Origin of the sequence: Streptomyces sp. NPDC047981, from assembly GCF_040653315.1 — a bacterium.
Taxonomy (GTDB): domain Bacteria; phylum Actinomycetota; class Actinomycetes; order Streptomycetales; family Streptomycetaceae; genus Streptomyces.
In genome coordinates this window covers 13,308-35,727 of sequence record NZ_JBEZNQ010000076.1, presented here as the reverse complement: position 1 = coordinate 35,727, position 22,420 = coordinate 13,308, and the positions used below count along the sequence as shown (strand labels likewise).

Sequence of the window (22,420 nt, the reverse complement as noted above, 5' to 3'; positions counted from 1 at the left end):
CGGGCGAGTAGACCTTCATCACCATAAAAGATGCCTCCTACCCGGCCCCTACCGGGACCGGGCTCAGAGGTGTCCACCACTCGGGGACAGGTCCCGCCCACGCCATCGGGGTCAACGGCCTCATCGACGCCGTTGGTGAAGGCCGGGGTCACTTCCACTCCGTCCTTCTTGACAGTGAGGCTGAACACCCCTCCCGCTCCGTCAGGCAGGTCGACCGCTACACGAGCCAGCGCCAAGTGTGCTTCCGGTGCACGAAGGTTGTTCCAGCCTCCTGCCTGCACGAGGCGGTCGTTACGGTAGAAGTAGAAGCCTTGCCGCTCATGAGTTCCCCCGACCTGCCGGAAGCCCGCCGCGTTGGACTTGGCAGGCCAGATGTGTACGTCGAGATTGACAAAGCCAATGCCCTCCACCGGCGCCTGCAGCGTCTTCGGATAGCCGGCCTTGCCAGGCACCTTGTAACCAAAGGGATCCAGCGGATCAACGCTGATGTGATCTGTCTCTTCTCCGGTAGACACATCCCACACGGCAATGTCGAGCTTGAGTCCACGTGTGAGGAAGCGATGGAGGTAGAGACCCAGGTGCGTTTCAAGCCGGGATATCGCCTTGGAAAGAAACTGCTCGCTCTGCCCCGCGGAGACGGTCTCGAAGGCGCGAACCCGGTCCCACCGCACAATCGTGCCGTGCCACTCAATGAGCCCGTTGTAGACGTCGATCTGCTGCTGAGCGAAGGCCGGGTCAACGGTGTCGCACCTGAAGCCGTCCTCGATGCCCTCGGCCGTGAGCTTCCGGCCTGCCGGGGCGCTGCGCTTCGTGCGGCTGATCACCGTGAGAGACCTGGCATGCGACAGCGAGCCTGCCTTGAGCCCCGTGCCGTACATGCCGAGGGCTCGCCCACCGTACTCACGGCGCCGCCCGACAGTCATGGCATGGTCAAGGTCCGTGGAGTCCATGCCCCGGCCGTTGTCCAGGACAAGGAGCGAAGCGATGCGGTCAGCGTCGCGGAGGAAGTGCACAACGACGGAGTCGGCGCCTGCATCAATCGAGTTGTCGATGAGGTCGGCTACCGCCGCTTCGAAGCCGTAGCCCTGGTTCGTCAGTGCCTTCGCATACCCGGCATCTGGCGGCAGGTTCACGCTGCCGCTCGTTGGCACGTCGTACTTCCAACTGGTGCGGAGGTGAGCAGAAGAGGACATGCGTTCGCGACTCCTTGCACGTACAGGGGGCGGGCCTGCTCAACAGAAGCGACGACCCGTCACATGTTTATACGTCAGATAGGAAGATAGAGAGTAGGTCTTGCCCGGAACCCTCTCGTCCAGGTTCTGGACAGGGCCGCCAGGAACGAGTACGGCTTCCCCCTGCCAGCGTCAACAGGTGGATGGGCCTAGTTCGAGCGGCGACTTTCGGTCGCGGGGCAGCGCTCTGAATGGCGGTTCTAGCCGCACGGTCAGAGCTTGACCGACCGAGAAATGCTGGCGACCAGAAAGGACAGCCGCCCGTTACGCTCGATGTCAGACCCAGCCCTCACGAAAGGCCCCCTCATGCCCAGCATCCCCTCCCCCGCTATAGCCGCCGCAGGCCTCGTCGGCGGCTACGCCGTTGCCCGGTGGACCAAGAAGCGGCCGCTCGGGGGTGTCGTGCTGGCGGCGGCCGGGGCGGTCTCGGCTCGGGAGTGGCAGCAGGTGGCCGGGGGGAAGGCGGCTGCCGCGCTCACCGGGGTGTACGTGGCCGCGTTCGCCGGGTCGCATCCGTTGGCCAAGAAGGTGGGTGCCTGGCCGGCGGTGTTCGGGGTGGCCGGGGTCGTGGCCGGCACCTCGTGGGTCGTCACTCGGGTCGCGAAGGGCTGAACGGGGGCGGCGATGTGGCCGCGGGAATCGTGAGTTGTCACTCGGGGCACCGAAGGCTGAACGGGGGCGGGGTTCCGTCCGTATAGGACGGTGCCCCTCCCCATGGGTGGCGCTGGGCGGGCTCCCTACCCCCGCCCAGCGCCCAGTCCACAGCTCACCCTCTGACCAGCGCCCAGTCCCCGAGACCCGGATCCGGCCCCGCCCAATCCGGCCGGGGCCGGCCCGCCCAGTCCCCCGGCCCCGCCAGCCGCCCCGCCCGAGTCCCTACGCCCCCACCGCTCTGCTCACCGTGTAGATCAGCAGGCCCGCCAAGGCGCCCACCACCGTGCCGTTGATGCGGATGAACTGGAGGTCTCGGCCGATGTTGGCCTCGATCTTCTTCGAGGTCTGGGTCGCGTCCCAGCCCGCGACCGTGTCGCTGATGAGGGACGTGATCTCGTCCCGGTACGTCGTGACCACGTACGCCGCCGCGTCCTCGACCCAGCCCTCCACCTTCGCCTGGAGGCGGCCGTCGGTCACCAGGCGGCCGCCCAGGGACATCAGGGACGCCCGCGCGCGCAGGCGGAGCTGGCTGCGGTCGTCCTCCGCCGCCGCGATGATCATGCCGCGTACCGACGCCCACGCCGAGGCGATGATGTCCTGGACCTCCGGGCGGGCCAGCAGGTCCGCCTTGAGGCGCTCCACGCGCGCCCGCGTCTCCGTGTCGCCCTGGAGGTCCGCCGCGAAGTCCGTCAGGAAGCGGTCGATGGCGTCACGCGCCGGGTGCGCGGGCATGTCCCGCATCTCCGTGACGAAGCGCAGCAGCTCCTTGTAGACCCGCTCGCCCACCTTCCGGTCCACGAAGCGCGGCGTCCAGCCCGGGGCGCCGCCCTGGACCGCGTCCATCACCGAGTCCGCGTGGAAGACCAGCCAGTCGTGCGCCCGCGCGCAGATCAGGTCCACGGCCCTGCGGTGCGCCCCGTCCGCGACGATCTTCTCCAGGGTCTTGCCGATCCCCGGCGCGATCTCCGCCGCCTCCGCCCGCCGCGTGATCGCCTCGCCGACCACCGCCTGGACGTCGGAGTCCCGCAGGACCGTGAGGGCGCCCCGGAGTGCCGTGGCGAGTTCGCGGGTCACCCGGTCCGCGTGGTCCGGGTCCGCCAGCCAGCCGCCGAGACGGCCCGCGATGCCGAGCCCGGCAAGTCTGCCCCGTACGACGTCCGGAGAGAGGAAGTTCTCGCCCACGAACGAGCCGAGCGTCGCGCCCAGCTGGTCCTTCTTCGTCGGGATGATCGCCGTGTGCGGGATCGGCAGCCCGAGGGGCCGCCGGAACAGCGCCGTCACCGCGAACCAGTCCGCCAGCGCGCCCACCATGCCGGCCTCCGCCGCGGCCGCCACATAGCCGGTCCACGCCCCCCAGCCCGCGTGCTCCGCCCAGGTCGCCAGGGCGTAGACGACCGCGACCGCCACCAGCAGGGTCGTCGCCACCGTCTTCATCCGGCGCACCCCGCGGTGGCGCTCCGCGTCCGCCGCCGTGTACGAGAACGCCACCAGCGGGGGCCGGCGTCGCGCCTCCCCCGCAGGAGCCAGTTCGCTCTCCGTCTCGCTCATCACCCCACCTCCCTACATCAACGACTTTCCGGACGCACCCCGAGTTCCCGGAGACCGGATTCTTCCGAGCTTTCCCCATACATCTTCGCGATCACCGCCTCGATGTCCGGCTCCCGCACCGACAGGTCCACCAGCGGGTACCGCTCCGCCACCGCCGCCACCAGCGGGGCCGCCGAGGACGTCGCCGGGAACGCCAACCACTGCCTCGGGCCCTCCCGCCGGACGAACCGGGTCCCGCTCACCTCGATCGGCGGCAGTTCCCGCTCCAGGTCCACCACCAGTTGCCGCTCGCTGCCCCCCACCTCGTGCAGCCCCGCCAGCTCCCCGTCGTACATCAGACGGCCGTGGTCGATCACCATCACCCGGCGGCACAGCTGCTCGATGTCCGTCAGGTCGTGGGTCGTCAGCAGGACCGTCGTGCCCCGCTCCGCGTTCAGCTCGCGCAGGAACTCCCGCACCCGCGCCTTCGACACCACGTCGAGGCCGATCGTCGGCTCGTCCAGGTACAGCACCTCCGGGTCGTGCAGCAGCGCCGCCGCGATGTCGCCGCGCATCCGCTGGCCGAGCGACAGCTGCCGGACCGGGACGTCCAGGAGCTCGCCCAGGTCCAGGAGGTCGACGCAGCGCGCCAGGTTCTCCGCGAAACGGTCGTCCGGGATGCGGTACATCCGGTGGGCGAGACGGTACGAGTCCTTCAGCGGCAGGTCCCACCAGAGCGTCGTCCGCTGCCCGAACACCACCCCGATCCGCTGCGCGAGCCGCGTACGCTCCCGGGACGGGTCGATCCCCGCGACGCGCAGCCTGCCGCCGCTCGGCGTGAGGATGCCCGTCAGCATCTTGATCGTCGTCGACTTCCCCGCGCCGTTCGGGCCGATGTAGCCGACCATCTCGCCGCGCGCCACGCCGAAGCTGATCCCGTCGACCGCCCGCACCTCGTGCCTCTCCCGGCGCAGCAGTCCCGTCTTCCGGCGTACCGAGAAGACCTTCTCCACACTCTGTACGTCGATGAACGTCATCGCCCCGACTCCATCCTCCGCCTTCAGCTACCCGTGCTTCGGTACGCCCTCAGGCCCGCCCGCCACGCGAGACCCGCGAGACCGACGCACCCCAGCGCCACCAGCGGCGACCCGTACGCCAGCCACCCCGGCACCCCCGCGGGCGCCTCCCGCCCCAGCATGTGGAGCGCCGGCAGCCAGTTCACGAACGCCAGCGGTACGACGTACACGACACCCCGCACCAGCTCCTGCGCGAAGATCGACGGCGGGTACTGGAGCAGCGTGTTCCCGCCGTACGTGAACGAGCTCGTCACCTCCGCCGCGTCCTGCGCCCAGAACAGCACCGACGCGCCCGCCACCATCACCGCCATGAAGATCACCGCGCCGCTCACCACCGTCACCGGCAGCAGCAGCACCTTCGCCGCCGTCCACTCCACGTCGACGATGCACAGGGCCCAGACGAGGACGAAGACGCCCTGCGCCACCCTGCCCAGCCGCCGGAGCGCGAACTTGTCCGCCGCCACCTGCGCGAGCACCGGCGCCGGACGCAGCAGGAACAGGTCCAGCGAGCCGTCCCGCACCCGTCTGCCCATCCGCTGCAGCGAGCCCATCGTGAGGTCCGCGATGCCGAAGGACGTGCTGGTCGTCCCGTACAGGAACGCGACCTCGGCGAAGGAGAATCCGCCGAGGCCCTGCACCTGACCGAACATCAGCAGGATGACTACGAAGTCGAAGAACGTGACCGTGAAGGAGGAGACGAGGGTCAGCGCGAAGGAGGTGCGGTACGTCATCGTCGAACGGATCCACATCCCCGCGACCATCCGGTACGTACGCCACGCGTCCCGCCATGAGTCCGGCCACGCGGGCCTTCCTGGGTCCCGCCGCGCGGGCCGTCCCGCGTCCCGCCGCCACGCGTCAGCCACCCTGCACCACCACCTTCCGCGTCGCGAGCGACTGCGCCAGCCGGCCCGCCGTCAGCAGCACCGTCGCCCAGGCCAGCTGGAAGGCGTACGCCCCGGCGAGCCCCCACCCCTGGTGCTTCTCCAGGTACACGTCCGCCGGGATCTGCAGCATCGAGGCCCACGGCAGCACCCGCGCCACCTCCCCCAGCGCGCCCGGGAAGACGTTCAGGGGCAGCAGCATCCCCGAGAAGAAGAGCCCGCCCAGCCACGCGACCTGCACCACCCCCTGACCGTCCATCAGCCAGAAGGCCGACATCGCGACCAGGTACCAGATCGCGAAGCTGACCACCGTGCCCAGCGCGACGGCCACCACGAAGGCGAGCCAGGTCGCCGGCCGTGTCGGCAGCCGGAAGTCGAAGACGAGCGCACCGACCACCATCGGCACCACCCCACGCGCGAGGAACTGGTACGCGGACCGGCCCGCGTTGGCCGAGAACCACCAGGCCTGGAGGTCCGCCGGACGGTAGAGGTCGACGGCGATGTCACCCGTACGGATCCGCTCGATCAGCTCCTCCTCGAACCCGCCCCCCATCAGTCCGCAGACCGCGATCAGCCCCTGGCCGATCCACACATAGGCGAGCGCGTCCGCCATGTCGTAGCCACCCAGCTGGGGCCGCTCGTTCCAGAGAGCGATGTACGTGTACGACAGGACCAGGCCGAAGACGGTGTTGGTGAACACCCCCGCCGCCGTGGCCATCCGGTACGTCGCATGGCGCCGGAACCCACCCGCGGCCACCGTCGCGTACAGCCGCAGCATGGCCCCCGTCCCTCCGTCGATCGCCGAACCACACCAAAGCGCACAACCCTAGCGGGGTGCCTTCCGCCACCGCGCGTACTTTTCGAGTCGTCATACGTAGGATTACGTAGGTTTTGGCATGAAACGTGCACTATGGGGAGGCCATCCCTCCTTCATCCGGCACGGGAGCTCCAGACATGAGCGACGACCAGCCAGATCGTCCCCACCGGCCCGGCTGGGCGCCCAGGGACCCCACCGTCCCCACCCCACCCACCGACCCCCCGAAACGCAGCCGCAGGAAGCGCTCCCGTCCCGTGCGCTTCCTGCGAGCCGTCACCGGCACCTTCCTCCTCGCCGTCCTGCTCGGCGCCGGCGCCTTCGCCGCCGGCTACCTGCTCGTCGAGATCCCGCCCGCCAACGCCGCTGCGACCGCCCAGTCCAACGTGTACCTCTACCGGGACGGCACCCCCCTCGCCCGCGACGGCGAGGTCAACCGCGAGAACGTCCGCCTCGCACAGGTCCCCCTCACCGTCCGGCACGCCGTACTCGCCGCCGAGGACCGCGACTTCCGCTCCGCGCGCGCCGTCGACCCCAAGGCCATGGTCCGCGCCGCCTGGAACACCCTCACCGGCAAGGGCCGCCAGTCCGGCTCCACCCTCACCCAGCAGTACGTCAAGAACTACTACCTGGGCCAGGAACAGACCGTCACCCGCAAGGTGAAGGAGTTCTTCATCGCGATCAAACTCAACCGCGAGAAGAGCAAGGACCAGATCTTCGAGGGCTATCTGAACACCAGCTACTTCGGCCGCAACGCCTACGGCATCCAGGCCGCGGCCCGCGCCTACTACGGCAAGGACGCCACCGACCTCGACACCGCCGAAGGCGCGTACCTCGCCTCCCTCCTCAAGGCGCCCAACGCCTACGACGTGGCGACCCACCCCGAGAACCGGGCCAAGGCCCTCGCCCGCTGGCACTACGTCCTGGACGGCATGGTCAAGGAGCGGTGGCTCTCCCCCGCCGGCCGCGCCGCCGCCACCTTCCCGACCCCGCAGACCGCCCGCCCCGCCACCGGCCTCTCCGGCCAGCGCGGCTACCTCGTCCAGGCGGTCGAGGACTACCTCACCGACACCGGCGTCATCGACGAGAAGACCCTCGCCGGCGGCGGCTTCCGCATCACCACCACCCTGGAGAAGGAGAAGCAGGACGCCTTCGTCGCCGCCGTCGACGAGCAGGTGATGTCCCGGCTCGACCCCGCGCAGAACCCCACCGACCGCTACGTACGGGTCGGCGGCGCGGCCATCGACCCCGCGAGCGGCCGCGTCCTCGCCCTCTACGGCGGCATCGACTACACCAAGCAGTACGTCAACAACGCCACCCGCCGCGACTACCAGGTCGGCTCCACCTTCAAGCCCTTCGTGCTCACCGCCGCCCTCCAGCACGCCTCGCTCACCCAGCACGGCGAGCCGATCACCCCGAACACCTACTACGACGGCACCGACAAGCGCCCCGTCCAGGGCTGGACCGGCGCCTTCTACGCCCCCGCCAACGAGGACGACGCCTCCTACGGCGACATCACCGTCCGGACCGCCACCGACAGTTCGGTCAACGCGGTGTACGCGCAGATGGCCGTGGACGTCGGGCCCGCCAGGGTCAAGGAGACCGCCGTCGCGCTCGGCCTCCCCGCGCGCACCCCCGACCTCAACTCCTCCCCCTCCATCGCCCTCGGCCCGGCCACCGCGAGCGTCCTCGACATGGCCGAGGCGTACGCCACCCTCGCCAACCACGGCCGCCACGGCACGTACACCCTCGTCGAACAGGTCACCAAGGACGGCGAGGTGATCGACCTGCCGGCCTCCGAGAGCCGGCAGGCCGTGAGCAGGGAGGCCGCCGACGGCACGACGGCCGTGCTGCGGAGCGTCGTCGAGAGCGGTACGGGAACGGCGGCCCTGGCAGCCGGACGGCCCGCGGCCGGCAAGACGGGCACGGCCGAGGACGACAAGGCCGCCTGGTTCGCGGGATACACCCCGGAACTCGCCACGGTCGTCACGATGATGGGCCAGGACCCGGAGACGGGCGAGCAGAAACCGCTGTACGGGGCGCTCGGGCTGCCCCGGATCAACGGGGGCGGGCCGCCGGCGGAGATCTGGGCCCAGTTCACCCGGGACGCCCTCGCGGGCACCGAACCCCGAGACTTCGATCTCCAGCCGGGCGCGGGCGCGGAGGCGTGGCTCGACCCCTTCGAACCCCCCCAGCAGGAGCTGCCGGCCGAGGGGGACGAGGAGACGCGCGGGGGGCAAGAGGCGGATCCGGACGCAGGGGCCGTCCAGGAGGACTCCACGCAAGGGGACACCGCCCAGGCCGGCCCGGAACGCCCGCGCCGCCCGGGCGAGGACGCCATGCAGCCGGTAGTACCGCAGCCGGCTCCGCAGCAGCCTCTACCGCAGCCGGTTCCGCAGCCGCGTCAGTGACCCGAGGTCGCCTTCAGACCGACCACGGCCACCAGCAGCAGACAGACGAAGAAGATCCGGGCGGCGGTCGCCGGCTCACCGAGCACCACCATGCCGAGCACCGCCGCACCGGCCGCGCCGATGCCGACCCAGACGCCGTAGGCGGTACCGATCGGCAGGGTCTTGGCGGCGTGCGAGAGCAGCACCATCGAGGCGACGATCCCGGCGCCGGTGAAGACGCTCGGCCAGAGACGGGTGAAACCGTCCGTGTACTTCATGCCGATGGACCAGCCGACTTCGAGCAGACCGGCGACGATGAGAAGAACCCAGGCCATGACGACGAACCTCCGCGAGACGGATCAACAGGGGTGCGTCGTCTTTGCATGAGCCCGGTACGGCGCGTCTCGTCGGGTGTCACCAGAGTAGCAAAGAGCAGGCAAAAGGCCTGGTGACACCGGTCACCAGGCCTCTCCCACAGTCAGTCCCGGACGTACTAGAGGTACAGCCCCGTGGTGTCCTTGGACCCCTCGAACCGGTCCGCGGCCACCGCGTGCAGATCGCGCTCCCGCATCAGTACGTACGCGGTGCCCCGCACCTCGACCTCGGCGCGGTCCTCGGGGTCGTACAGCACCCGGTCACCGGTCTCGACCGTGCGGACGTTCTGGCCGACCGCGACGACCTCGGCCCAGGCCAACCGGCGCCCGACGGCGGCGGTCGCGGGGATCAGGATGCCCCCGCCCGAGCGCCGCTCGCCCTCGGGGTTGTCGGTCCGGACCAGGACACGGTCGTGCAGCATCCGGATGGGCAGCTTGTCGTCGGTGTTCTCGCTCACGCTCCGAACCTACCTGCCCGGGCGTGTCGCCCGTACGCGGGAGTGGCCATGCGTCGCGACATCCGTCGCGTCACGCGTCGCGTCATGCCCCGCGCTTGCGGGAGGAGAGAGCGAGCAGCCCGACGAGGGCGACGGCGACGATCGCCACCGGCACCACCCGCTCCAGGCGCGGCGCGCCGTCCTCGTTCGTGAAGCGGGCCTTCACGTCGGAGACGGTCCGGTTCACGGCGGCGAACGCCCGGCCGGCGGTGTGGTCGACCGTCGAGGCGACCCGCGCCTTGGCGTCCCCGACGATCGTCTTCGGATGCATCCGAATGCCGATCTCGTCGAGAGTCTCGGCAAGCTGGTCGCGCCGGCGGACGATGTCCGCCTCGATCTGCGCAGGGGTCCTGGCGTCCGACACCGCGCTGCCTCCGTAGTCGTAATCGGTCCTTGACGGACAGTCTCTCAGTTTCTCGGTCCGTGGTCTGTCTCAGGCCCCCATTAGGCTCGGGCGTGTACGCCCGGACCATCACCGAGGAGAGCCATGAGCGAGCGACTTCAGCCCGGCGACACCGCCCCCGCCTTCACCCTGCCCGACGCCGACGGCAACGAGATCTCGCTCGCGGACCACAAGGGCCGCAAGGTCATCGTGTACTTCTACCCCGCGGCCCTCACCCCCGGCTGCACGAAGCAGGCCTGCGACTTCACCGACAACCTGGACCTGCTGGCGGGCGCGGGCTACGACGTGATCGGCGTGTCGCCGGACAAGCCGGAGAAGCTCGCGAAGTTCCGCGAGAAGGAGCACCTGAAGGTCACGCTGGTCGGCGACCCGGAGAAGTCGGTCCTGGAGGCGTACGGCGCGTTCGGCGAGAAGAAGCTGTACGGCAAGGTGGTGACGGGCGTGATCCGCTCGACGATCGTCGTCGACGAGGACGGCAAGGTCGAACGCGCCCTCTACAACGTGAAGGCGACCGGCCACGTCGCGAAGATCATCAAGGACCTGGGCATCTGACCCGACTACGCCACCGGCCACGGGCCGCACCACTTCCGAAGGGGTGCGGCCCGTTCCGCATTCCGGACACCCGATGACGTGACCGTCCGATATTCGTCTCGTTACTCCGTACGAGACCACGAACAGGTGGCCGGGGCGGAGGGGAAGCGGGATGCCGGAAAGTCCGTACACGAGGGAACGGCTCGCGGAGGCGGCGAGCACGTCGAGGACGCTGTCGGAGGCGCTGGAGCGGTTGGGGGTGGACCCGAGGAGCGGGACGCGGAGGTACGTGCGGGATCGGATGAGGAAGCTGGGGGTGGACACGTCGCACTTCGAGCGGGAGGGGGCGAAGTGGACGCGGGACATTCTTGAGCCAGTGGTGGCGGCGTCGACGAGCGTGTGCGAGGTCCTGCGGCGCCTCGGGGTCGAGGTCGTCGGCGGCCACCACACGAACATCAGCCGCCGCATCAGCGCGTACGGCATCGACACCTCGCACTTCCGACCGCCGTCGAGGGCGGGCGAGAGGCGGCGTCGGTCGCCGGTTGCCCTGCTCGTGGAGCAGATTCCGAGCCAGGCACGGCGGATCCCGAGCGATCGCCTTCGGCGTGCGATGGCAGAACTGGGCGTGACGGAGAGCTGCGCCCTCTGTGGCTGCGATGCGACCTGGCGAGGACACGCACTCCCCCTTGAGGTCGATCACATCGACGGCAACTGGCGCGACAACCGGATCGAGAACCTGCGATTCCTCTGCCCCAACTGCCACTCGACGACGGACACCTACCGGGGACGTGGGAAGGGGCGCCGCGGGTGAGCGAGAGGGTGCACTACACGAGGGAACGACTGATCGAGGCTGCCCAGCAGTGCCGGACCATCGAAGAGGTCATCGCCTTCTTCGGTGTCCAACCATACGGGCGCCTGCGCCAATACCTCTGGCGTCGGTTCGAGCACTACGGCATTGACGTCTCACATTTCCACAGGCGCAGCTACCGAAGGGGTGGACCGCGGCCGTCTACGGCAGACCTCGCCGAAGCCGTAGGCGCCTCCATTTCGGTGGCAGGAACACTGCGCCGCCTCGGCCGTCCGGAGAGCTCAAGCCAGAGGGAGTTGCTGAAGACATGGATCACGAAGGACCGGCTGTCCACAGCGCACTTCCTGGGCCAGAGGCATCAGCAAGGCAGACCTGGCACGACTCCCATGCGCCGAGCCGCAGACGTGCTGGTGCAGCACGACGGCCGTCGCCGAACCAGGACAGTGATTCTGCGCCGCGCCCTCCGCGAGATCGGCGTACCCGAGGAGTGCGCCGAATGCGGCACCGGCCCCGAGTGGGGCGGCAGGCCCATGACCCTGGAGATCGACCACATCAACGGCGACTGGAGCGACGACCGAGCGGAGAACCTTCGCCTGCTCTGCCCCAACTGCCACGCGATCACCGACACCTGGTGCCGAGGAGGACGGCGACGTACCTCTCAAGCGAACGGACGGTGACCGCTACGATGGCCGTACACGCGGCCGTGTTGTAACTGGCAGCCAAGCGGCGCTTAGAACGCCGTGGGAGAAATCCCGTGTGGGTTCGAGTCCCACCGGCCGCACGCGGACAGAGGGGCCGCCCAGGTATGGGTGGCCCCTCTCGCTGTCAGCCCAGCAGCTCCCGCACCACCGGTACGAGTTCCCTGAAGGCCTTGCCTCGGTGGCTGATCGCGTTCTTCTGCTCCGGAGTCAGCTGCGCGCACGTCACCTCGTAGCCCTCCGGCTGGAGGATCGGGTCGTAGCCGAAGCCGTTCGTGCCGATCGGGGTGTGGCGGAGGACGCCGCTCATCCGGCCCTCGACCACGCGCTCGCGGCCGTCCGGGAGGGCGAGTGCCGCCGCGCAGGCGAAGTGGGCGCCGCGGTGGGGGTCGGCGATGTCGGCGATCTGGGCCAGGAGCAGCTCCAGGTTGGCGCGGTCGTCGCCGTGGGTGCCGGCCCAGCGGGCCGAGAAGATGCCGGGGGCGCCGTTGAGGACGTCGACGCAGAGGCCGGAGTCGTCGGCGACGGCCGGCAGGCCCGTGGCCTGGGCGAGCGCGTGGGCCTTGAGGAGGGCGTTCTCGGCGAAGGTGACGCCGGTTTCCTTGACGTCGGGGATCTCCGGGTACGCGTCCGCGCCGACGAGGTCGTGGTTCAGACCCGCGTCGGCGAGGATGGCGTGGAGTTCGGTGATCTTCCCGGCGTTGCGGGTGGCGAGGATCAGACGGGTCATGCCCCCGATTATCCCGGGGTGCAGACCTTGCCGATCTCGGTGGCCGCGTCGGTGATCGGCTTGATGTCCGGGGTGGTGTCGCCGTTGTTCACGGCGGTCTTCACCGTTTCGACGCCCTTGGTGAGGTCGTCCACGGCCTTGGACAGGTCGGCGTTGTCCGTCGTGTCCTTGAGGTTGCCGAGTTCGGTGGAGATCTCGTTCAGGGCCTCGTTGAGCTGTGTCGGGTCGTTGGAGGCGTTGGAGACGGCCTGCGAGAGCTTGTCGACGCTGGTGGCGATCGCGTCGGCGGTCGCGACGCAGTCCATGGCCTTGTCGAGTGCTCCGCAGCCGACGAGGGTGGTGCCGGCGAGTACGGCTGCCGACGCCACGGCTATTGCGAGACGGCGCTTCACTACGGGTCCTCCCCAGTGGGTACGAATGTACGGACGCACGGTATCCGCCGTACGTCCGTACCCAGCCAGACGCGGTCGAGTCCTACAGGGTTCCGTCGAGCGCCCGGCGCTGGATCTCGGCGAGTTCGGCGCAGCCGCCGGAGGCGAGGTCGAGGAGGGCGTTGAGCTCCTTGCGGTCGAAGGGCTCGGCCTCGGCGGTGCCCTGGACCTCGACGAAGCGGCCGTCGCCGGTGCAGACGACGTTCATGTCGGTGTCGGCGCGGACGTCCTCCTCGTAGCAGAGGTCGAGGAGGGGGGTGCCGTCGACGATGCCGACGGAGACGGCGGCGACGGTGCCGGTGAGGGGCTTGCGGCCGGCCTTGACCAGCTTCTTGGTCTGGGCCCAGGCGACGGCGTCGGCGAGGGCGACGTACGCGCCGGTGATGGCGGCGGTGCGGGTGCCGCCGTCGGCCTGGAGGACGTCGCAGTCGAGGACGATGGTGTTCTCGCCGAGAGCCTTGTAGTCGATGACCGCGCGCAGGGAGCGGCCGATGAGGCGGGAGATCTCGTGGGTGCGGCCGCCGATCTTGCCGCGGACGGACTCGCGGTCGCCGCGGGTGTTGGTGGCGCGCGGGAGCATCGAGTACTCGCCGGTGACCCAGCCCTCGCCGCTGCCCTTGCGCCAGCGCGGGACGCCTTCGGTGACGGAGGCGGTGCAGAAGACCTTGGTGTCGCCGAAGGAGATGAGGACGGAGCCCTCGGCGTGCTTGCTCCATCCGCGTTCGATGGTGACGGGGCGGAGCTGTTCGGGGGTACGGCCGTCGATACGAGACATGTCACGAGCCTAGCCGTAGCGGCCGGGCCGCCGGTCCGCGTCGGGGGCGGTGCGCGACGGACGCCCTGTCCTGGGCCGTGGGCCTACGCGAAGGGGCCCGCGTCGCCGCGCCGTGGCCGCGCCCGGTGGGCGCCCGGTCCGTGTCGTGGGCGCATGGGAAGGGGGCCCGGTCCGTGTCGTGGGCGTTCCCGGCGGGCGCCCGGTCCGTGCTGTGGCCGCACCCGGGTGCGTGCCCGGTCCCGCGCCGTGGCCCATGCGAAAGGGCCCGGTCCCCTGTCGGACCGGGCCCCTTCGGGTGTGGCGAGGGTGCGTCAGTGGGGGCTCACATCATGTCTTCGATGTCGGCGGCGATCGGGTCGGCGTCGGTGCCGATGACGACCTGGATCGCGGTGCCCATCTTGACGACGCCGTGCGCGCCGGCGGCCTTGAGGGCGACCTCGTCGACGAGGCTCGGGTCGACGACCTCGGTGCGGAGGCGGGTGATGCAGCCCTCGACCTCTTCGATGTTGTCGATGCCGCCGAGGCCGGCGACGATCTTCTCAGCCTTGCTGGCCATGTCTTTCTCCCTGTCCGTTCTGTTCGAAGAACGTGAGTCTCGGCGCACCCGGCGGTCCGCTTTGTCACGGTAACGCACGGTTGGCCCAACTTCGCGAGCGAGTGCCCTCGTTCTGCCGAATGATGACGATCACCGGCAGCCTGCCCCGAGGGGGCTCCGGGAGCCTATCGCAACTGGTCTACACCAGTGTGCAACGCGATTCGGGCCCGGTTCGTTCCGGGTCAGGGAGGACGCCGATGAGTACGGACAGCGCGGCCGCCGCGCCGAAGAAGTCGATGTGGGGCGGCCTCTTCCAGGGGCTGCAGAAGATGGGGCGGAGCCTCCAGCTCCCCATCGCCGTACTCCCCGCGGCCGGCATCCTCAACCGTCTCGGCCAGCCGGACGTCTTCGGCGCCGACGGCCTGGGCTGGGACAACGTCGCCAAGGTGATGGCGGGCGCCGGTGGCGCGCTGCTCGACGGCAACCTGGGTCTGCCGCTGCTCTTCTGCATCGGTGTGGCGATCGGCCTGGCGAAGAAGGCGGACGGTTCGACGGCGCTCGCCGCGACGGTCGGCTTCCTCGTCTACTACAACGTGCTGCGCCAGTTCCCCGAGGACTGCCCGCGGGGCACGGTGGACATCAACGGCGGCTGCCTGGCTCCCGAGCAGGCCTTCAGCGGGTACACGTACCAGAACCCGGGCGTCTTCGGCGGCATCGTCATCGGCCTGCTCGCGGCCTGGTTCTGGCAGCGCTACCACCGGGTGCGGCTGGTGGACTGGCTGGGCTTCTTCAACGGCCGCCGCCTCGTGCCGATCATCATGACCTTCGTCGCGATCGCCTTCGCGTCCCTGTGCCTGTGGGTCTGGCCGCCGATCGGCGACGGTCTGGAGAACTTCAGCGACTGGCTGGTGGGCCTGGGCGCCTGGGGTTCCGGCATCTTCGGTGTCGCCAACCGCGCGCTGCTCGTGATCGGTCTGCACCAGTTCCTGAACGTGCCCATCTGGTTCCAGTTCGGCACCTACACCAGACCGGACGGCACCACGGTCCACGGCGACATCCCGATGTTCCTCGCGGGCGACCCGGAGGCCGGTCAGTTCCTGACGGGCTTCTTCCCGATCATGATGTTCGCCCTGCCGGCGGCGGCCCTGGCGATCACCCACTGCGCCCGGCCGAACCGCCGCAAGGAGGTCGGCGGCCTGATGCTCTCGGTCGCCCTGACCTCCTTCGTCACCGGGATCACGGAGCCGATCGAGTACTCGTTCCTCTTCATCGCCCCGGTCCTGTACGCGATCCACGCGGTCCTCACGGGCGTGTCGATGGCCGTGACATGGGCGCTCGGCGTGAAGGACGGCTTCAGCTTCTCGGCCGGCCTGATCGACTACGTCATCAACTGGAACCTGGCCACGAAACCCTGGCTGATCATTCCGATCGGCCTGGGCTTCGCCGTCGTGTACTACGTGATCTTCCGGTTCGCGATCACCAAGTTCAACCTCCCGACCCCTGGCCGCGAGCCGGAGGAGCTGGCGGAGCAGATGGACCAGGACGTGACCAAGGCCTAGGGACACCCAGGAAAAGGGGCTTTCGGCCCGCCTCCCGACACCCCTCAGGGCCCTCGGACCTCATGGTCCGGGGGCCTTTCGTCGTTCACGCCCCGCTACCCCTCAACCACACAGAATTCGCAGGTTCCTTATCTAAGTCTCACGTGCTACAACTGGTCTACACCACTCATTGGTGTAGACCACGCGGTCCAGTCCACCGCGTTCCACGAGACGCCGCCGTCCCCCCGTGACACCAGCCTCTGGCGGCGCCTTGCCTACTGGAGGAAGTTGTGTCCACGGCTAGCGCCGCTCCCGCGGCCGACAAGAAGAAGGGCTCCGGCGCGATGGCTGTCATGCAGCGCATCGGCCGCAGCCTCATGCTGCCGGTCGCGGTGCTGCCCGCCGCCGCGCTCCTGGTCCGGTTCGGCCAGGGAGACATGCTCGGCAAGGAGTCCTTCCCGGACTTCATCAACAAGCTCGCCGGCTACATGGCCGCCGGCGGCGGCGCCCTCCTCGACAACATGGCGCTGCTGTTCTGCGTCGGCATCGCCATCGGCTTCGCCAAGAAGTCGGACGGCTCGACCGCCCTGGCCGCGGTCACCGGCTACCTGGTCTTCCAGAAGGTGCTCGCGACCTTCACCGACAAGAACCTGCCGCAGGTCGCCTCGGTCGTCGACGGCAAGATCGTCATGAACGACGCGCCGGTCAACGCCGGTGTCCTCGGCGGTGTCGTGATGGGCATCGTCGTCGCCCTGCTGTACCAGAAGTTCTACCGGACCAAGCTGCCCGACTGGGCCGGCTTCTTCGGTGGCCGCCGTCTGGTCCCGATCCTGTCCGCCTTCGCCGGCCTGGTCGTCGGTATCGTCTTCGGTCTGATCTGGCCGGTCCTCGGTGCGGGTCTGCACAACCTCAGTGAGTGGCTCGTCGGCTCCGGCGCCGTCGGCGCGGGCATCTTCGGTGTCGCCAACCGTGCGCTGATCCCGATCGGCATGCACCACCTGCTGAACTCCTTCCCCTGGTTCCAGGCCGGCGAGTTCGACGGCAAGCACGGCGACATCGCCCGCTTCCTGGCCGGCGACCCGACCGCGGGCCAGTTCATGACCGGCTTCTTCCCGATCATGATGTTCGCCCTCCCGGCGGCCTGCCTCGCGATCGTCCACTGCGCCCGTCCCGAGCGCCGCAAGGTCGTCGGCGGCATGATGTTCTCCCTCGCGCTGACCTCCTTCGTCACCGGTGTGACCGAGCCGATCGAGTTCACGTTCATGTTCATCGCCCCGGTGCTGTACGCGATCCACGCGGTCCTGACCGGTGTCTCGATGGCGCTGACCTGGGCGCTCGGCATGAAGGACGGCTTCGGCTTCTCCGCCGGCGCGGTCGACTTCCTGCTGAACCTGGGCATCGCGAGCAACCCGTGGGGCCTGGCCCTGGTCGGCCTCTGCTTCGCGGCGGTCTACTACGTGGTCTTCCGCTTCGCGATCACCAAGTTCAACCTCCCGACGCCGGGCCGCGAGTCCGACGAGGAGCTGGCCGAGCTGCTCAAGGCCGAGGCCAAGTAAGCCGTACGCAGCCGTACGCCGTACAGACCGAAGCCCCGCCCTTCTTCGTGAAGGGCGGGGCTTCGGCCGTTTCCGTACGTCGGCGAAGACTCAGATCTCGTACACCGCGCCCGCGTACGCCAGCTCCGACGGTCCGTCGTAGACCGCCCGCGCGTCCGCCAGGTTCTGCCGGCCGTCCGTCCACGGCGGGATGTGGGTCAGCACGAGGCGCCCCACCGAGGAGCGGGTCGCCTCCGCGCCCGCCTCCCGGCCGTTGAGGTGGAGGGCCGGGATGTCCTCCTTGCCGTGCGTGAAGGACGCCTCGCAGAGGAAGAGGTCCACACCCTCCGCGAGTTGGTGCAGGGCCTCGCACTCTCCCGTGTCGCCGGAGTACGTCAGCGAACGGCCGGCGTGCTCGATCCTGATCCCGTACGCCTCCACCGGGTGGCACACCTTCTCCGTACGGACGGAGAACGGGCCGATCTCGAAGGAGCCCGACTTCAGCGTGCGGAAGTCGAAGACCTCGCTCATCGACTTGTCGGAGGGGGTGTCGGCGTACGCCGTGGTCAGGCGCTGCTCGGCGCCCTCCGGGGCATAGACCGGGATCGCGTCGCAGCGGCCGCCCTCGTGGCGGTAGTACCGCGCGACGAAGTAGCCGCACATGTCGATGCAGTGGTCGGCGTGCAGATGGCTGAGGAAGATGGCGTCGAGGTCGTACAGACCGATGTGGCGCTGCAGCTCGCCCAGGGCGCCGTTGCCCATGTCGAGGAGCAGCCGGAAGCCGTCGGCCTCTACGAGGTAGCTCGAACAGGCCGAGTCCGCGGACGGGAACGACCCGGAGCAGCCGACGACGGTGAGCTTCATGGAGCGTGAACCTCCGAGGGCGGAGAGCGGCGGGGGAGGTCGTGCGATGCGTCGAGCGTAAGGCGCGACTCCGCTCGTCGCTCCTCCGCGGCGGCCCGTTGTGGGCGAACTCACGGGCTCTGTCACCGGTTCGGATGGACCTGGGGCGGGAGCGCGCGGGGTGCGGGTGGCCGGTAACGTCTTGGGGTATGGACACGTCCTGGTGGCCGGCGCTCGTCGCGGTCGTGGTGATCGCGCTGGTCGTGGCGCTCGCGGACGGCCGCAAGCGCGCGGACCGGCGGCCCGGCGGCCGGACGCGCCCGCCGGCGCGGCCCTCCGGGCGTCCACCCGTACGGCCGAAAACGCCCGGCAGGGCTCCGGGCGGGGCTCCGGGGAAGGCGCCCGAGCGGCTCCCCCGTGCGGGCGAGATCTGGTGGGCGGACGTGCCCTACGAGGACGGGCCCGGTTCGAAGGACCGGCCGTGTCTGGTGCTCGCGCTGCGCGGGGACTCCGCGCTCGTCGCCAAGATCACCAGCAAGTACCACGACGAGCGGCCGGGGGTCATCGCGTTGCCGCCGGGGTCCGTGGGGGACGCGCAGGGGCGGCCGAGCTTCCTGGAGACCGATGAGCTGCGGGAGGTCCCGGTGTGGGAGTTCCGCCGCAAGGTGGGGACGGCGGACCCGGTCGTGTGGGACCAGGTCCGCCATCTGGCGACCTGAGAGACAGGTGCAGAGGCCGGGCCACTACGCCCAGAGCTGGCCCTGGACCGTCTCGATGGCCTCTTCCGTGGTCGCCGCCGTGTACAGGCCGGTCGACAGGTACTTCCAGCCGCCGTCCGCCACCACGAAGACGATGTCCGCGCTCTCGCCGGCCTTGAGCGCCTTCTGCCCGACGCCGATCGCCGCGTGCAGCGCCGCGCCCGTGGAGACGCCCGCGAAGATGCCCTCCTGCTGGAGGAGGTCCCGGGTGCGGGTGACCGCGTCGGCGGAGCCGACGGAGAAACGGGTGGTGAGGACCGAGGCGTCGTACAGCTCGGGGACGAAGCCCTCGTCCAGGTTCCGCAGCCCGTAGACCAGGTCGTCGTACCGGGGTTCGGCGGCGACGATCTTGACGTCCGGCTTGTGCTCGCGGAGGTAGCGGCCGACGCCCATCAGGGTGCCGGTGGTGCCGAGGCCCGCCACGAAGTGGGTGATGGACGGGAGGTCCGTGAGGATCTCCGGGCCCGTCGTGGCGTAGTGCGCGCCCGCGTTGTCCGGGTTGCCGTACTGGTAGAGCATCACCCACGTGGGGTTCTCGGCCGCGATCTCCTTGGCGACCCGTACCGCCGTGTTCGACCCGCCCGCCGCGGGGGACGCGATGATCTCGGCGCCCCACATGGTGAGCAGCTGGCGCCGCTCCTCGCTGGTGTTCTCCGGCATGACGCAGACGATGCGGTAGCCCTTGAGCTTGGCCGCCATCGCCAGCGAGATCCCGGTGTTGCCGCTGGTCGGCTCCAGGATGGTGCAGCCGGGGGTGAGCCGGCCGTCCTTCTCGGCCTGCTCGATCATGTGGAGCGCGGGGCGGTCCTTGACCGAGCCGGTGGGGTTGCGGTCCTCCAGCTTGGCCCAGATGCGGACGTCGTCCGACGGGGAGAGCCGGGGCAGGCGGACCAGGGGCGTGTTGCCGACCGCCGCGAGCGGGGAGTCGTAGCGCATGGTGGATCAGACCATGCCGCCGGCCACGGCCGGCAGGATCGTGACGCTGTCGCCGTCGGCCAGCTTGGTGTCGATGCCGTCGAGGAAGCGGACGTCCTCGTCGTTGAGGTAGACGTTGACGAAGCGGCGCAGCTGGCCCTTGTCCACGATGCGGGCCTCGATCCCGGCGTGGCGCGTCTCCAGGTCGGCGAAGAGCTCGGCGAGCGTCGCACCGCTGCCCTCGACGGCCTTCTCGCCGTCGGTGTAGGTGCGGAGGATGGTCGGGATGCGGACCTCGATGGCCATGGCGTGGGCTCCTGTTTTCGGGAGTCGGGAAGTGGCGTGAAAGGAGCGCGGCTGTGGGCCCCCGCGCGGGGTGGTGCTTCTTCGTGGGGCGCAGGTCGGTGAGCGCCCCCGCTCACATCGCGCTGGCGAGACGGCACAGGTCGACGTGCAGCCGCGCCACGAGCAGCGCGCTGCCCGGCGTCGTCACTTCGCTCACGTCGTGGGAAACCATGCGGTCATCGTATCGATTCCCGGTCCGGGTTCCGGAATGTGATCTCACATGGCGGACGCTTCGCGCTCGACTGGCGGACCGGGGTCGACGACCGGGACATAGACGACGGTCGGCGTCCCGGTCCTCGGATGCGCGATGACCTCGGCTTCCACACCGTAGACGGTGGCGAGGAGGGTGGGGGTGAGTACCTCGGCCGGCGGGCCCTCGGCGACGACCCGGCCGCGCTGAAGGACGTACAGCCGGTCGCAGTACGCGGCGGCGAGGTTGAGGTCGTGGAGGGCGAGGAGGTTGGTGGTGCCCAAGTCGCGGACGAGGCGGAGCACTTCGAGCTGGTAGCGGATGTCGAGGTGGTTGGTGGGCTCGTCCAGGACGAGCAGCGCGGGGTCCTGGACGAGGGCGCGGGCGACGAGGGCGCGCTGGCGTTCGCCGCCGGAGAGCGTGGGGTAGGGCCGGTCGGCCAGCTCGGCGATCCCGACCCGGGCGAGGGCGGCCTCGGCGCGCGCCCCGTCGGCGGCCGTGTCGCCCTCCCAGAAGCGTTTGTGCGGGGAGCGGCCGAGGGCGACCAGCTCCTGGACGGTCAGCTCGAACTCGGTGGAGCTGTCCTGCGGGACGACTCCGATCCGGCGGGCGCGCGCCTTGGGCCCGAGGGCGGCGAGGTCGTCGCCGTCGAGCAGGACGCGGCCCGCGGTGGGGGTGAGGGTGCCGTAGACGCAGCGCACGAGGGTGGACTTGCCGCTGCCGTTGGGGCCGACGAGCCCGATGGTCTCGCCGGGGCGGGCGATGAGGTCGGCGTCGTACAGCCGTGTCTCGTACGAGACTCCCTGGAGCAGTAGCTCGGTGGGGGCGGGGCGGGAGGTCATACCGGGCTCCCTTCGGCGCGGTGGCGCATGAGCCAGAGGAAGAGGGGGCCGCCGATGAGGGCGGTGAGGACGCCGACCGGGATGTCCTGGGGCGCGGCGACGGTCCGGGCGGCGAGGTCGGCGAGGATCAGGGCGAGCGCGCCGCCGAGCGCGGCGACCGGAAGGAGGCGCCGGTGCGGGGCGCCGACGGCCATCCGGGCGGCGTGCGGGGCCATCAGGCCGACGAAGCCGACGGCTCCGCTGACGGAGACCATGACGGCGGTGACCAGTGAGGCGAGGACGAAGACGGCGGCCCGGAAGCGGGCGGTGTCCAGGCCGAGGACGGTCGCGCCCTCCTCGCCGACGAGGAGCAGGTCGAGCGGGCGGGCGAGGGCGACCAGGACCGCGGTGCCGAGGGCGACGACGATCGAGGGGACGGCGAGGGTGTCCCAGCGGGCGCTGCCGAGGCCGCCGAGGGACCAGAACATCGCCTCCTGGAAGTGCTCCGGCCGGGCGGAGAGCACGAGGAGCAGCGTGGTCAGCGCCGACAGGATGTAGGAGACGGCGACGCCCGCGAGGACGAGCCGGGCGCCGGTCATCGTGGAGCCGCGCCGGGCCAGGCCGTAGACGAGGACCAGGGCGAGCAGGGCGCCCGCGAAGGCCCCTGCGGGCATGGCGACGGTGGTGGTGACCCCGCCGCCGATGCCGAGGACCAGGACGAGGACGGCGCCACTGGACGCCCCGGAGGAGATCCCGAGCAGGAAGGGGTCGGCGAGCCGGTTGCGGACCAGGGCCTGCAGGACGGCGCCGACGACGGCGAGTCCGGCGCCGACGACCGCGCCGAGCAGTACGCGCGGCAGCCGGACGTCGAGCACGATCGTGCGGTACGGGGAGGGGGCGGCGCGGCCGGTGAGGATCTCGACGACCTGGCCCACGGGTATCCGTACGGAGCCGAGGGCGACCCCGGCGACGACGGCGGCCGCGAGGGCCACGAGGAGCCCCGCGACGACGAGCCCGTACGGCAGGCGGCCCCGGCCCCCTCCCCCGCTCCGGCCCCCTCCCCCGCTCCGGCTCCGGCTCCGGGCGGCGGCGGCCTCGGTGGCCGCCGCCGGTCCCGTC

Annotated in this window: 26 protein-coding genes, 1 tRNA gene and 1 riboswitch; of the genes, 9 read left to right on the top strand and 18 right to left on the bottom strand. The window is 70.2% G+C overall.

Annotated elements, in window-relative coordinates; genetic code table 11:
* The coding region (locus tag AB0E14_RS32030) for an ATP-binding protein (protein ID WP_362426206.1) at positions 1-1,193 on the bottom strand (1,193 nt) is incomplete at its 3' end.
* Between the two features lie 345 nt (positions 1,194-1,538).
* Between AB0E14_RS32030 and AB0E14_RS32025 the strand changes: the two genes are divergently transcribed.
* Complete coding sequence (locus AB0E14_RS32025; protein WP_362426203.1) at positions 1,539-1,844, top strand: hypothetical protein; 306 nt, start codon at positions 1,539-1,541, stop codon at positions 1,842-1,844.
* A 264-nt stretch (positions 1,845-2,108) separates the two neighbouring features.
* Here AB0E14_RS32025 and AB0E14_RS32020 read toward each other — a convergent pair whose 3' ends face one another.
* The 4 genes from AB0E14_RS32020 to AB0E14_RS32005 all read right to left on the bottom strand — a co-directional run bounded on the left by AB0E14_RS32020 (position 2,109) and on the right by AB0E14_RS32005 (position 6,145).
* The gene (locus AB0E14_RS32020; RefSeq protein ID WP_362426200.1) at positions 2,109-3,434 is read right to left on the bottom strand and encodes a DUF445 domain-containing protein; all 1,326 of its coding nucleotides are present in this window, start codon (positions 3,432-3,434) and stop codon (positions 2,109-2,111) included.
* Positions 3,435-3,451: 17 nt separating this feature from the next.
* Entirely contained in the window at positions 3,452-4,450 is a 999-nt protein-coding gene (locus AB0E14_RS32015) for an ATP-binding cassette domain-containing protein (protein ID WP_362426197.1), read from the bottom strand.
* Positions 4,451-4,473: 23 nt separating this feature from the next.
* Positions 4,474-5,250, bottom strand: a complete 777-nt coding sequence (locus AB0E14_RS32010; RefSeq protein ID WP_362426218.1) for an ABC transporter permease — start codon at positions 5,248-5,250, stop codon at positions 4,474-4,476.
* Positions 5,251-5,344: 94 nt separating this feature from the next.
* Complete coding sequence (locus AB0E14_RS32005) at positions 5,345-6,145, bottom strand: ABC-2 family transporter protein (RefSeq protein WP_362426215.1); 801 nt, start codon at positions 6,143-6,145, stop codon at positions 5,345-5,347.
* A 179-nt stretch (positions 6,146-6,324) separates the two neighbouring features.
* On the opposite strand from AB0E14_RS32005, the gene AB0E14_RS32000 reads away from it, so the two are divergent.
* Positions 6,325-8,595 (top strand): transglycosylase domain-containing protein, encoded by a 2,271-nt coding sequence (locus AB0E14_RS32000; RefSeq protein WP_362426194.1) that lies wholly within the window; start codon positions 6,325-6,327, stop codon positions 8,593-8,595.
* Here the strand turns inward: AB0E14_RS32000 and AB0E14_RS31995 are convergent.
* The 3 genes from AB0E14_RS31995 to AB0E14_RS31985 all read right to left on the bottom strand — a co-directional run bounded on the left by AB0E14_RS31995 (position 8,589) and on the right by AB0E14_RS31985 (position 9,809).
* Positions 8,589-8,909, bottom strand: a complete 321-nt coding sequence (locus AB0E14_RS31995) for a multidrug efflux SMR transporter (RefSeq protein ID WP_362011746.1) — start codon at positions 8,907-8,909, stop codon at positions 8,589-8,591. The genes AB0E14_RS32000 and AB0E14_RS31995 overlap by 7 nt on opposite strands.
* A 32-nt stretch (positions 8,910-8,941) precedes the next feature.
* Positions 8,942-9,006: riboswitch (guanidine-III (ykkC-III) riboswitch) on the bottom strand.
* Between the two features lie 61 nt (positions 9,007-9,067).
* Complete coding sequence (locus AB0E14_RS31990) at positions 9,068-9,406, bottom strand: co-chaperone GroES (protein ID WP_362426191.1); 339 nt, start codon at positions 9,404-9,406, stop codon at positions 9,068-9,070.
* 82 nt (positions 9,407-9,488) lie between these two features.
* On the bottom strand, positions 9,489-9,809 hold the full coding sequence (locus AB0E14_RS31985) for a DUF3618 domain-containing protein (RefSeq protein ID WP_362426188.1): 321 nt from the start codon (positions 9,807-9,809) through the stop codon (positions 9,489-9,491).
* 123 nt (positions 9,810-9,932) lie between these two features.
* Here AB0E14_RS31985 and bcp point away from each other — a divergent pair, with 123 nt between their 5' ends.
* From bcp to AB0E14_RS31965, 4 genes are all read left to right on the top strand, one after another.
* Positions 9,933-10,400 (top strand): thioredoxin-dependent thiol peroxidase, encoded by a 468-nt coding sequence (gene bcp, locus AB0E14_RS31980; RefSeq protein WP_362426185.1) that lies wholly within the window; start codon positions 9,933-9,935, stop codon positions 10,398-10,400.
* 151 nt (positions 10,401-10,551) lie between these two features.
* Positions 10,552-11,190 (top strand): HNH endonuclease signature motif containing protein, encoded by a 639-nt coding sequence (locus tag AB0E14_RS31975; RefSeq protein WP_362426182.1) that lies wholly within the window; start codon positions 10,552-10,554, stop codon positions 11,188-11,190.
* Positions 11,187-11,864: an HNH endonuclease signature motif containing protein gene (locus AB0E14_RS31970; RefSeq protein WP_362426179.1), complete on the top strand. Its 678-nt coding sequence runs from the start codon at positions 11,187-11,189 to the stop codon at positions 11,862-11,864. The genes AB0E14_RS31975 and AB0E14_RS31970 overlap by 4 nt, the downstream gene beginning before the upstream one ends.
* Positions 11,865-11,884: 20 nt before the next feature.
* A tRNA-Leu gene (locus tag AB0E14_RS31965) sits at positions 11,885-11,968 on the top strand.
* 44 nt (positions 11,969-12,012) lie between these two features.
* Here AB0E14_RS31965 and rdgB read toward each other — a convergent pair.
* The 4 genes from rdgB to AB0E14_RS31945 form a co-directional block, all read right to left on the bottom strand.
* The gene (rdgB, locus tag AB0E14_RS31960; RefSeq protein WP_362426176.1) at positions 12,013-12,615 is read right to left on the bottom strand and encodes an RdgB/HAM1 family non-canonical purine NTP pyrophosphatase; all 603 of its coding nucleotides are present in this window, start codon (positions 12,613-12,615) and stop codon (positions 12,013-12,015) included.
* 8 nt (positions 12,616-12,623) lie between these two features.
* Positions 12,624-13,007, bottom strand: a complete 384-nt coding sequence (locus AB0E14_RS31955) for a hypothetical protein (RefSeq protein WP_362426173.1) — start codon at positions 13,005-13,007, stop codon at positions 12,624-12,626.
* An 82-nt stretch (positions 13,008-13,089) separates the two neighbouring features.
* The gene (rph, locus tag AB0E14_RS31950) at positions 13,090-13,821 is read right to left on the bottom strand and encodes a ribonuclease PH (protein WP_362426170.1); all 732 of its coding nucleotides are present in this window, start codon (positions 13,819-13,821) and stop codon (positions 13,090-13,092) included.
* Between the two features lie 322 nt (positions 13,822-14,143).
* Positions 14,144-14,425, bottom strand: a complete 282-nt coding sequence (locus AB0E14_RS31945; protein ID WP_362426167.1) for a PTS glucose/sucrose transporter subunit IIB — start codon at positions 14,423-14,425, stop codon at positions 14,144-14,146.
* A gap of 188 nt (positions 14,426-14,613) precedes the next feature.
* Between AB0E14_RS31945 and AB0E14_RS31940 the strand changes: the two genes are divergently transcribed.
* Together AB0E14_RS31940 and AB0E14_RS31935 are read left to right on the top strand one after the other, a co-directional pair.
* Entirely contained in the window at positions 14,614-15,915 is a 1,302-nt protein-coding gene (locus tag AB0E14_RS31940; RefSeq protein WP_362426164.1) for a PTS transporter subunit EIIC, read from the top strand.
* Between the two features lie 269 nt (positions 15,916-16,184).
* Positions 16,185-17,450, top strand: coding sequence for a PTS transporter subunit EIIC (locus AB0E14_RS31935; protein ID WP_362426162.1), 1,266 nt, complete (start codon positions 16,185-16,187; stop codon positions 17,448-17,450).
* Positions 17,451-17,540: 90 nt separating this feature from the next.
* Here the strand turns inward: AB0E14_RS31935 and AB0E14_RS31930 are convergent, their stop codons facing one another.
* Positions 17,541-18,293, bottom strand: coding sequence for an MBL fold metallo-hydrolase (locus AB0E14_RS31930; RefSeq protein ID WP_362426160.1), 753 nt, complete (start codon positions 18,291-18,293; stop codon positions 17,541-17,543).
* Between the two features lie 188 nt (positions 18,294-18,481).
* Between AB0E14_RS31930 and AB0E14_RS31925 the strand changes: the two genes are divergently transcribed.
* A complete protein-coding gene (locus tag AB0E14_RS31925) occupies positions 18,482-18,991 on the top strand; it encodes a type II toxin-antitoxin system PemK/MazF family toxin (RefSeq protein ID WP_362426157.1) in 510 nt (169 codons plus the stop codon).
* A 24-nt stretch (positions 18,992-19,015) separates the two neighbouring features.
* Here the strand turns inward: AB0E14_RS31925 and AB0E14_RS31920 are convergent, their stop codons facing one another.
* From AB0E14_RS31920 to AB0E14_RS31900, 5 genes are all read right to left on the bottom strand, one after another.
* Positions 19,016-19,966 (bottom strand): cysteine synthase, encoded by a 951-nt coding sequence (locus AB0E14_RS31920; RefSeq protein WP_362426154.1) that lies wholly within the window; start codon positions 19,964-19,966, stop codon positions 19,016-19,018.
* 6 nt (positions 19,967-19,972) lie between these two features.
* On the bottom strand, positions 19,973-20,251 hold the full coding sequence (locus AB0E14_RS31915; RefSeq protein WP_362426151.1) for a MoaD/ThiS family protein: 279 nt from the start codon (positions 20,249-20,251) through the stop codon (positions 19,973-19,975).
* Between the two features lie 112 nt (positions 20,252-20,363).
* Positions 20,364-20,462 (bottom strand): putative leader peptide, encoded by a 99-nt coding sequence (locus tag AB0E14_RS31910; protein ID WP_361962636.1) that lies wholly within the window; start codon positions 20,460-20,462, stop codon positions 20,364-20,366.
* 44 nt (positions 20,463-20,506) lie between these two features.
* Positions 20,507-21,322 carry an ABC transporter ATP-binding protein gene (locus AB0E14_RS31905; RefSeq protein WP_362426148.1) on the bottom strand — a complete coding sequence of 272 codons (816 nt, stop codon included), beginning with the start codon at positions 21,320-21,322 and terminating at the stop codon, positions 20,507-20,509.
* On the bottom strand, positions 21,319-22,326 hold the full coding sequence (locus tag AB0E14_RS31900) for an iron ABC transporter permease (protein WP_362426212.1): 1,008 nt from the start codon (positions 22,324-22,326) through the stop codon (positions 21,319-21,321). The genes AB0E14_RS31905 and AB0E14_RS31900 overlap by 4 nt, the downstream gene beginning before the upstream one ends.
* Positions 22,327-22,420 lie beyond the last annotated feature (94 nt).

What these genes read in the sequence shown, in the direction of transcription:
- AB0E14_RS32010 (WP_362426218.1), bottom strand. Translation starts at nt 5,250, where the DNA reads ATGGTCGCGGGGATGTGGATCCGTTCGACGATGACGTACCGCACCTCC.
- AB0E14_RS31920 (WP_362426154.1), bottom strand. Translation starts at nt 19,966, where the DNA reads ATGCGCTACGACTCCCCGCTCGCGGCGGTCGGCAACACGCCCCTGGTC.
- AB0E14_RS31930 (WP_362426160.1), bottom strand. Translation starts at nt 18,293, where the DNA reads ATGAAGCTCACCGTCGTCGGCTGCTCCGGGTCGTTCCCGTCCGCGGAC.
- AB0E14_RS32015 (WP_362426197.1), bottom strand. Translation starts at nt 4,450, where the DNA reads ATGACGTTCATCGACGTACAGAGTGTGGAGAAGGTCTTCTCGGTACGC.
- AB0E14_RS32000 (WP_362426194.1), top strand. Translation starts at nt 6,325, where the DNA reads ATGAGCGACGACCAGCCAGATCGTCCCCACCGGCCCGGCTGGGCGCCC.
- AB0E14_RS31975 (WP_362426182.1), top strand. Translation starts at nt 10,552, where the DNA reads ATGCCGGAAAGTCCGTACACGAGGGAACGGCTCGCGGAGGCGGCGAGC.
- rdgB (WP_362426176.1), bottom strand. Translation starts at nt 12,615, where the DNA reads ATGACCCGTCTGATCCTCGCCACCCGCAACGCCGGGAAGATCACCGAA.
- AB0E14_RS31905 (WP_362426148.1), bottom strand. Translation starts at nt 21,322, where the DNA reads ATGACCTCCCGCCCCGCCCCCACCGAGCTACTGCTCCAGGGAGTCTCG.
- AB0E14_RS31940 (WP_362426164.1), top strand. Translation starts at nt 14,614, where the DNA reads ATGAGTACGGACAGCGCGGCCGCCGCGCCGAAGAAGTCGATGTGGGGC.
- bcp (WP_362426185.1), top strand. Translation starts at nt 9,933, where the DNA reads ATGAGCGAGCGACTTCAGCCCGGCGACACCGCCCCCGCCTTCACCCTG.
- AB0E14_RS32025 (WP_362426203.1), top strand. Translation starts at nt 1,539, where the DNA reads ATGCCCAGCATCCCCTCCCCCGCTATAGCCGCCGCAGGCCTCGTCGGC.
- AB0E14_RS31915 (WP_362426151.1), bottom strand. Translation starts at nt 20,251, where the DNA reads ATGGCCATCGAGGTCCGCATCCCGACCATCCTCCGCACCTACACCGAC.
- AB0E14_RS31910 (WP_361962636.1), bottom strand. Translation starts at nt 20,462, where the DNA reads ATGGTTTCCCACGACGTGAGCGAAGTGACGACGCCGGGCAGCGCGCTG.
- rph (WP_362426170.1), bottom strand. Translation starts at nt 13,821, where the DNA reads ATGTCTCGTATCGACGGCCGTACCCCCGAACAGCTCCGCCCCGTCACC.
- AB0E14_RS31995 (WP_362011746.1), bottom strand. Translation starts at nt 8,909, where the DNA reads ATGGCCTGGGTTCTTCTCATCGTCGCCGGTCTGCTCGAAGTCGGCTGG.
- AB0E14_RS32020 (WP_362426200.1), bottom strand. Translation starts at nt 3,434, where the DNA reads ATGAGCGAGACGGAGAGCGAACTGGCTCCTGCGGGGGAGGCGCGACGC.
- AB0E14_RS31925 (WP_362426157.1), top strand. Translation starts at nt 18,482, where the DNA reads ATGGACACGTCCTGGTGGCCGGCGCTCGTCGCGGTCGTGGTGATCGCG.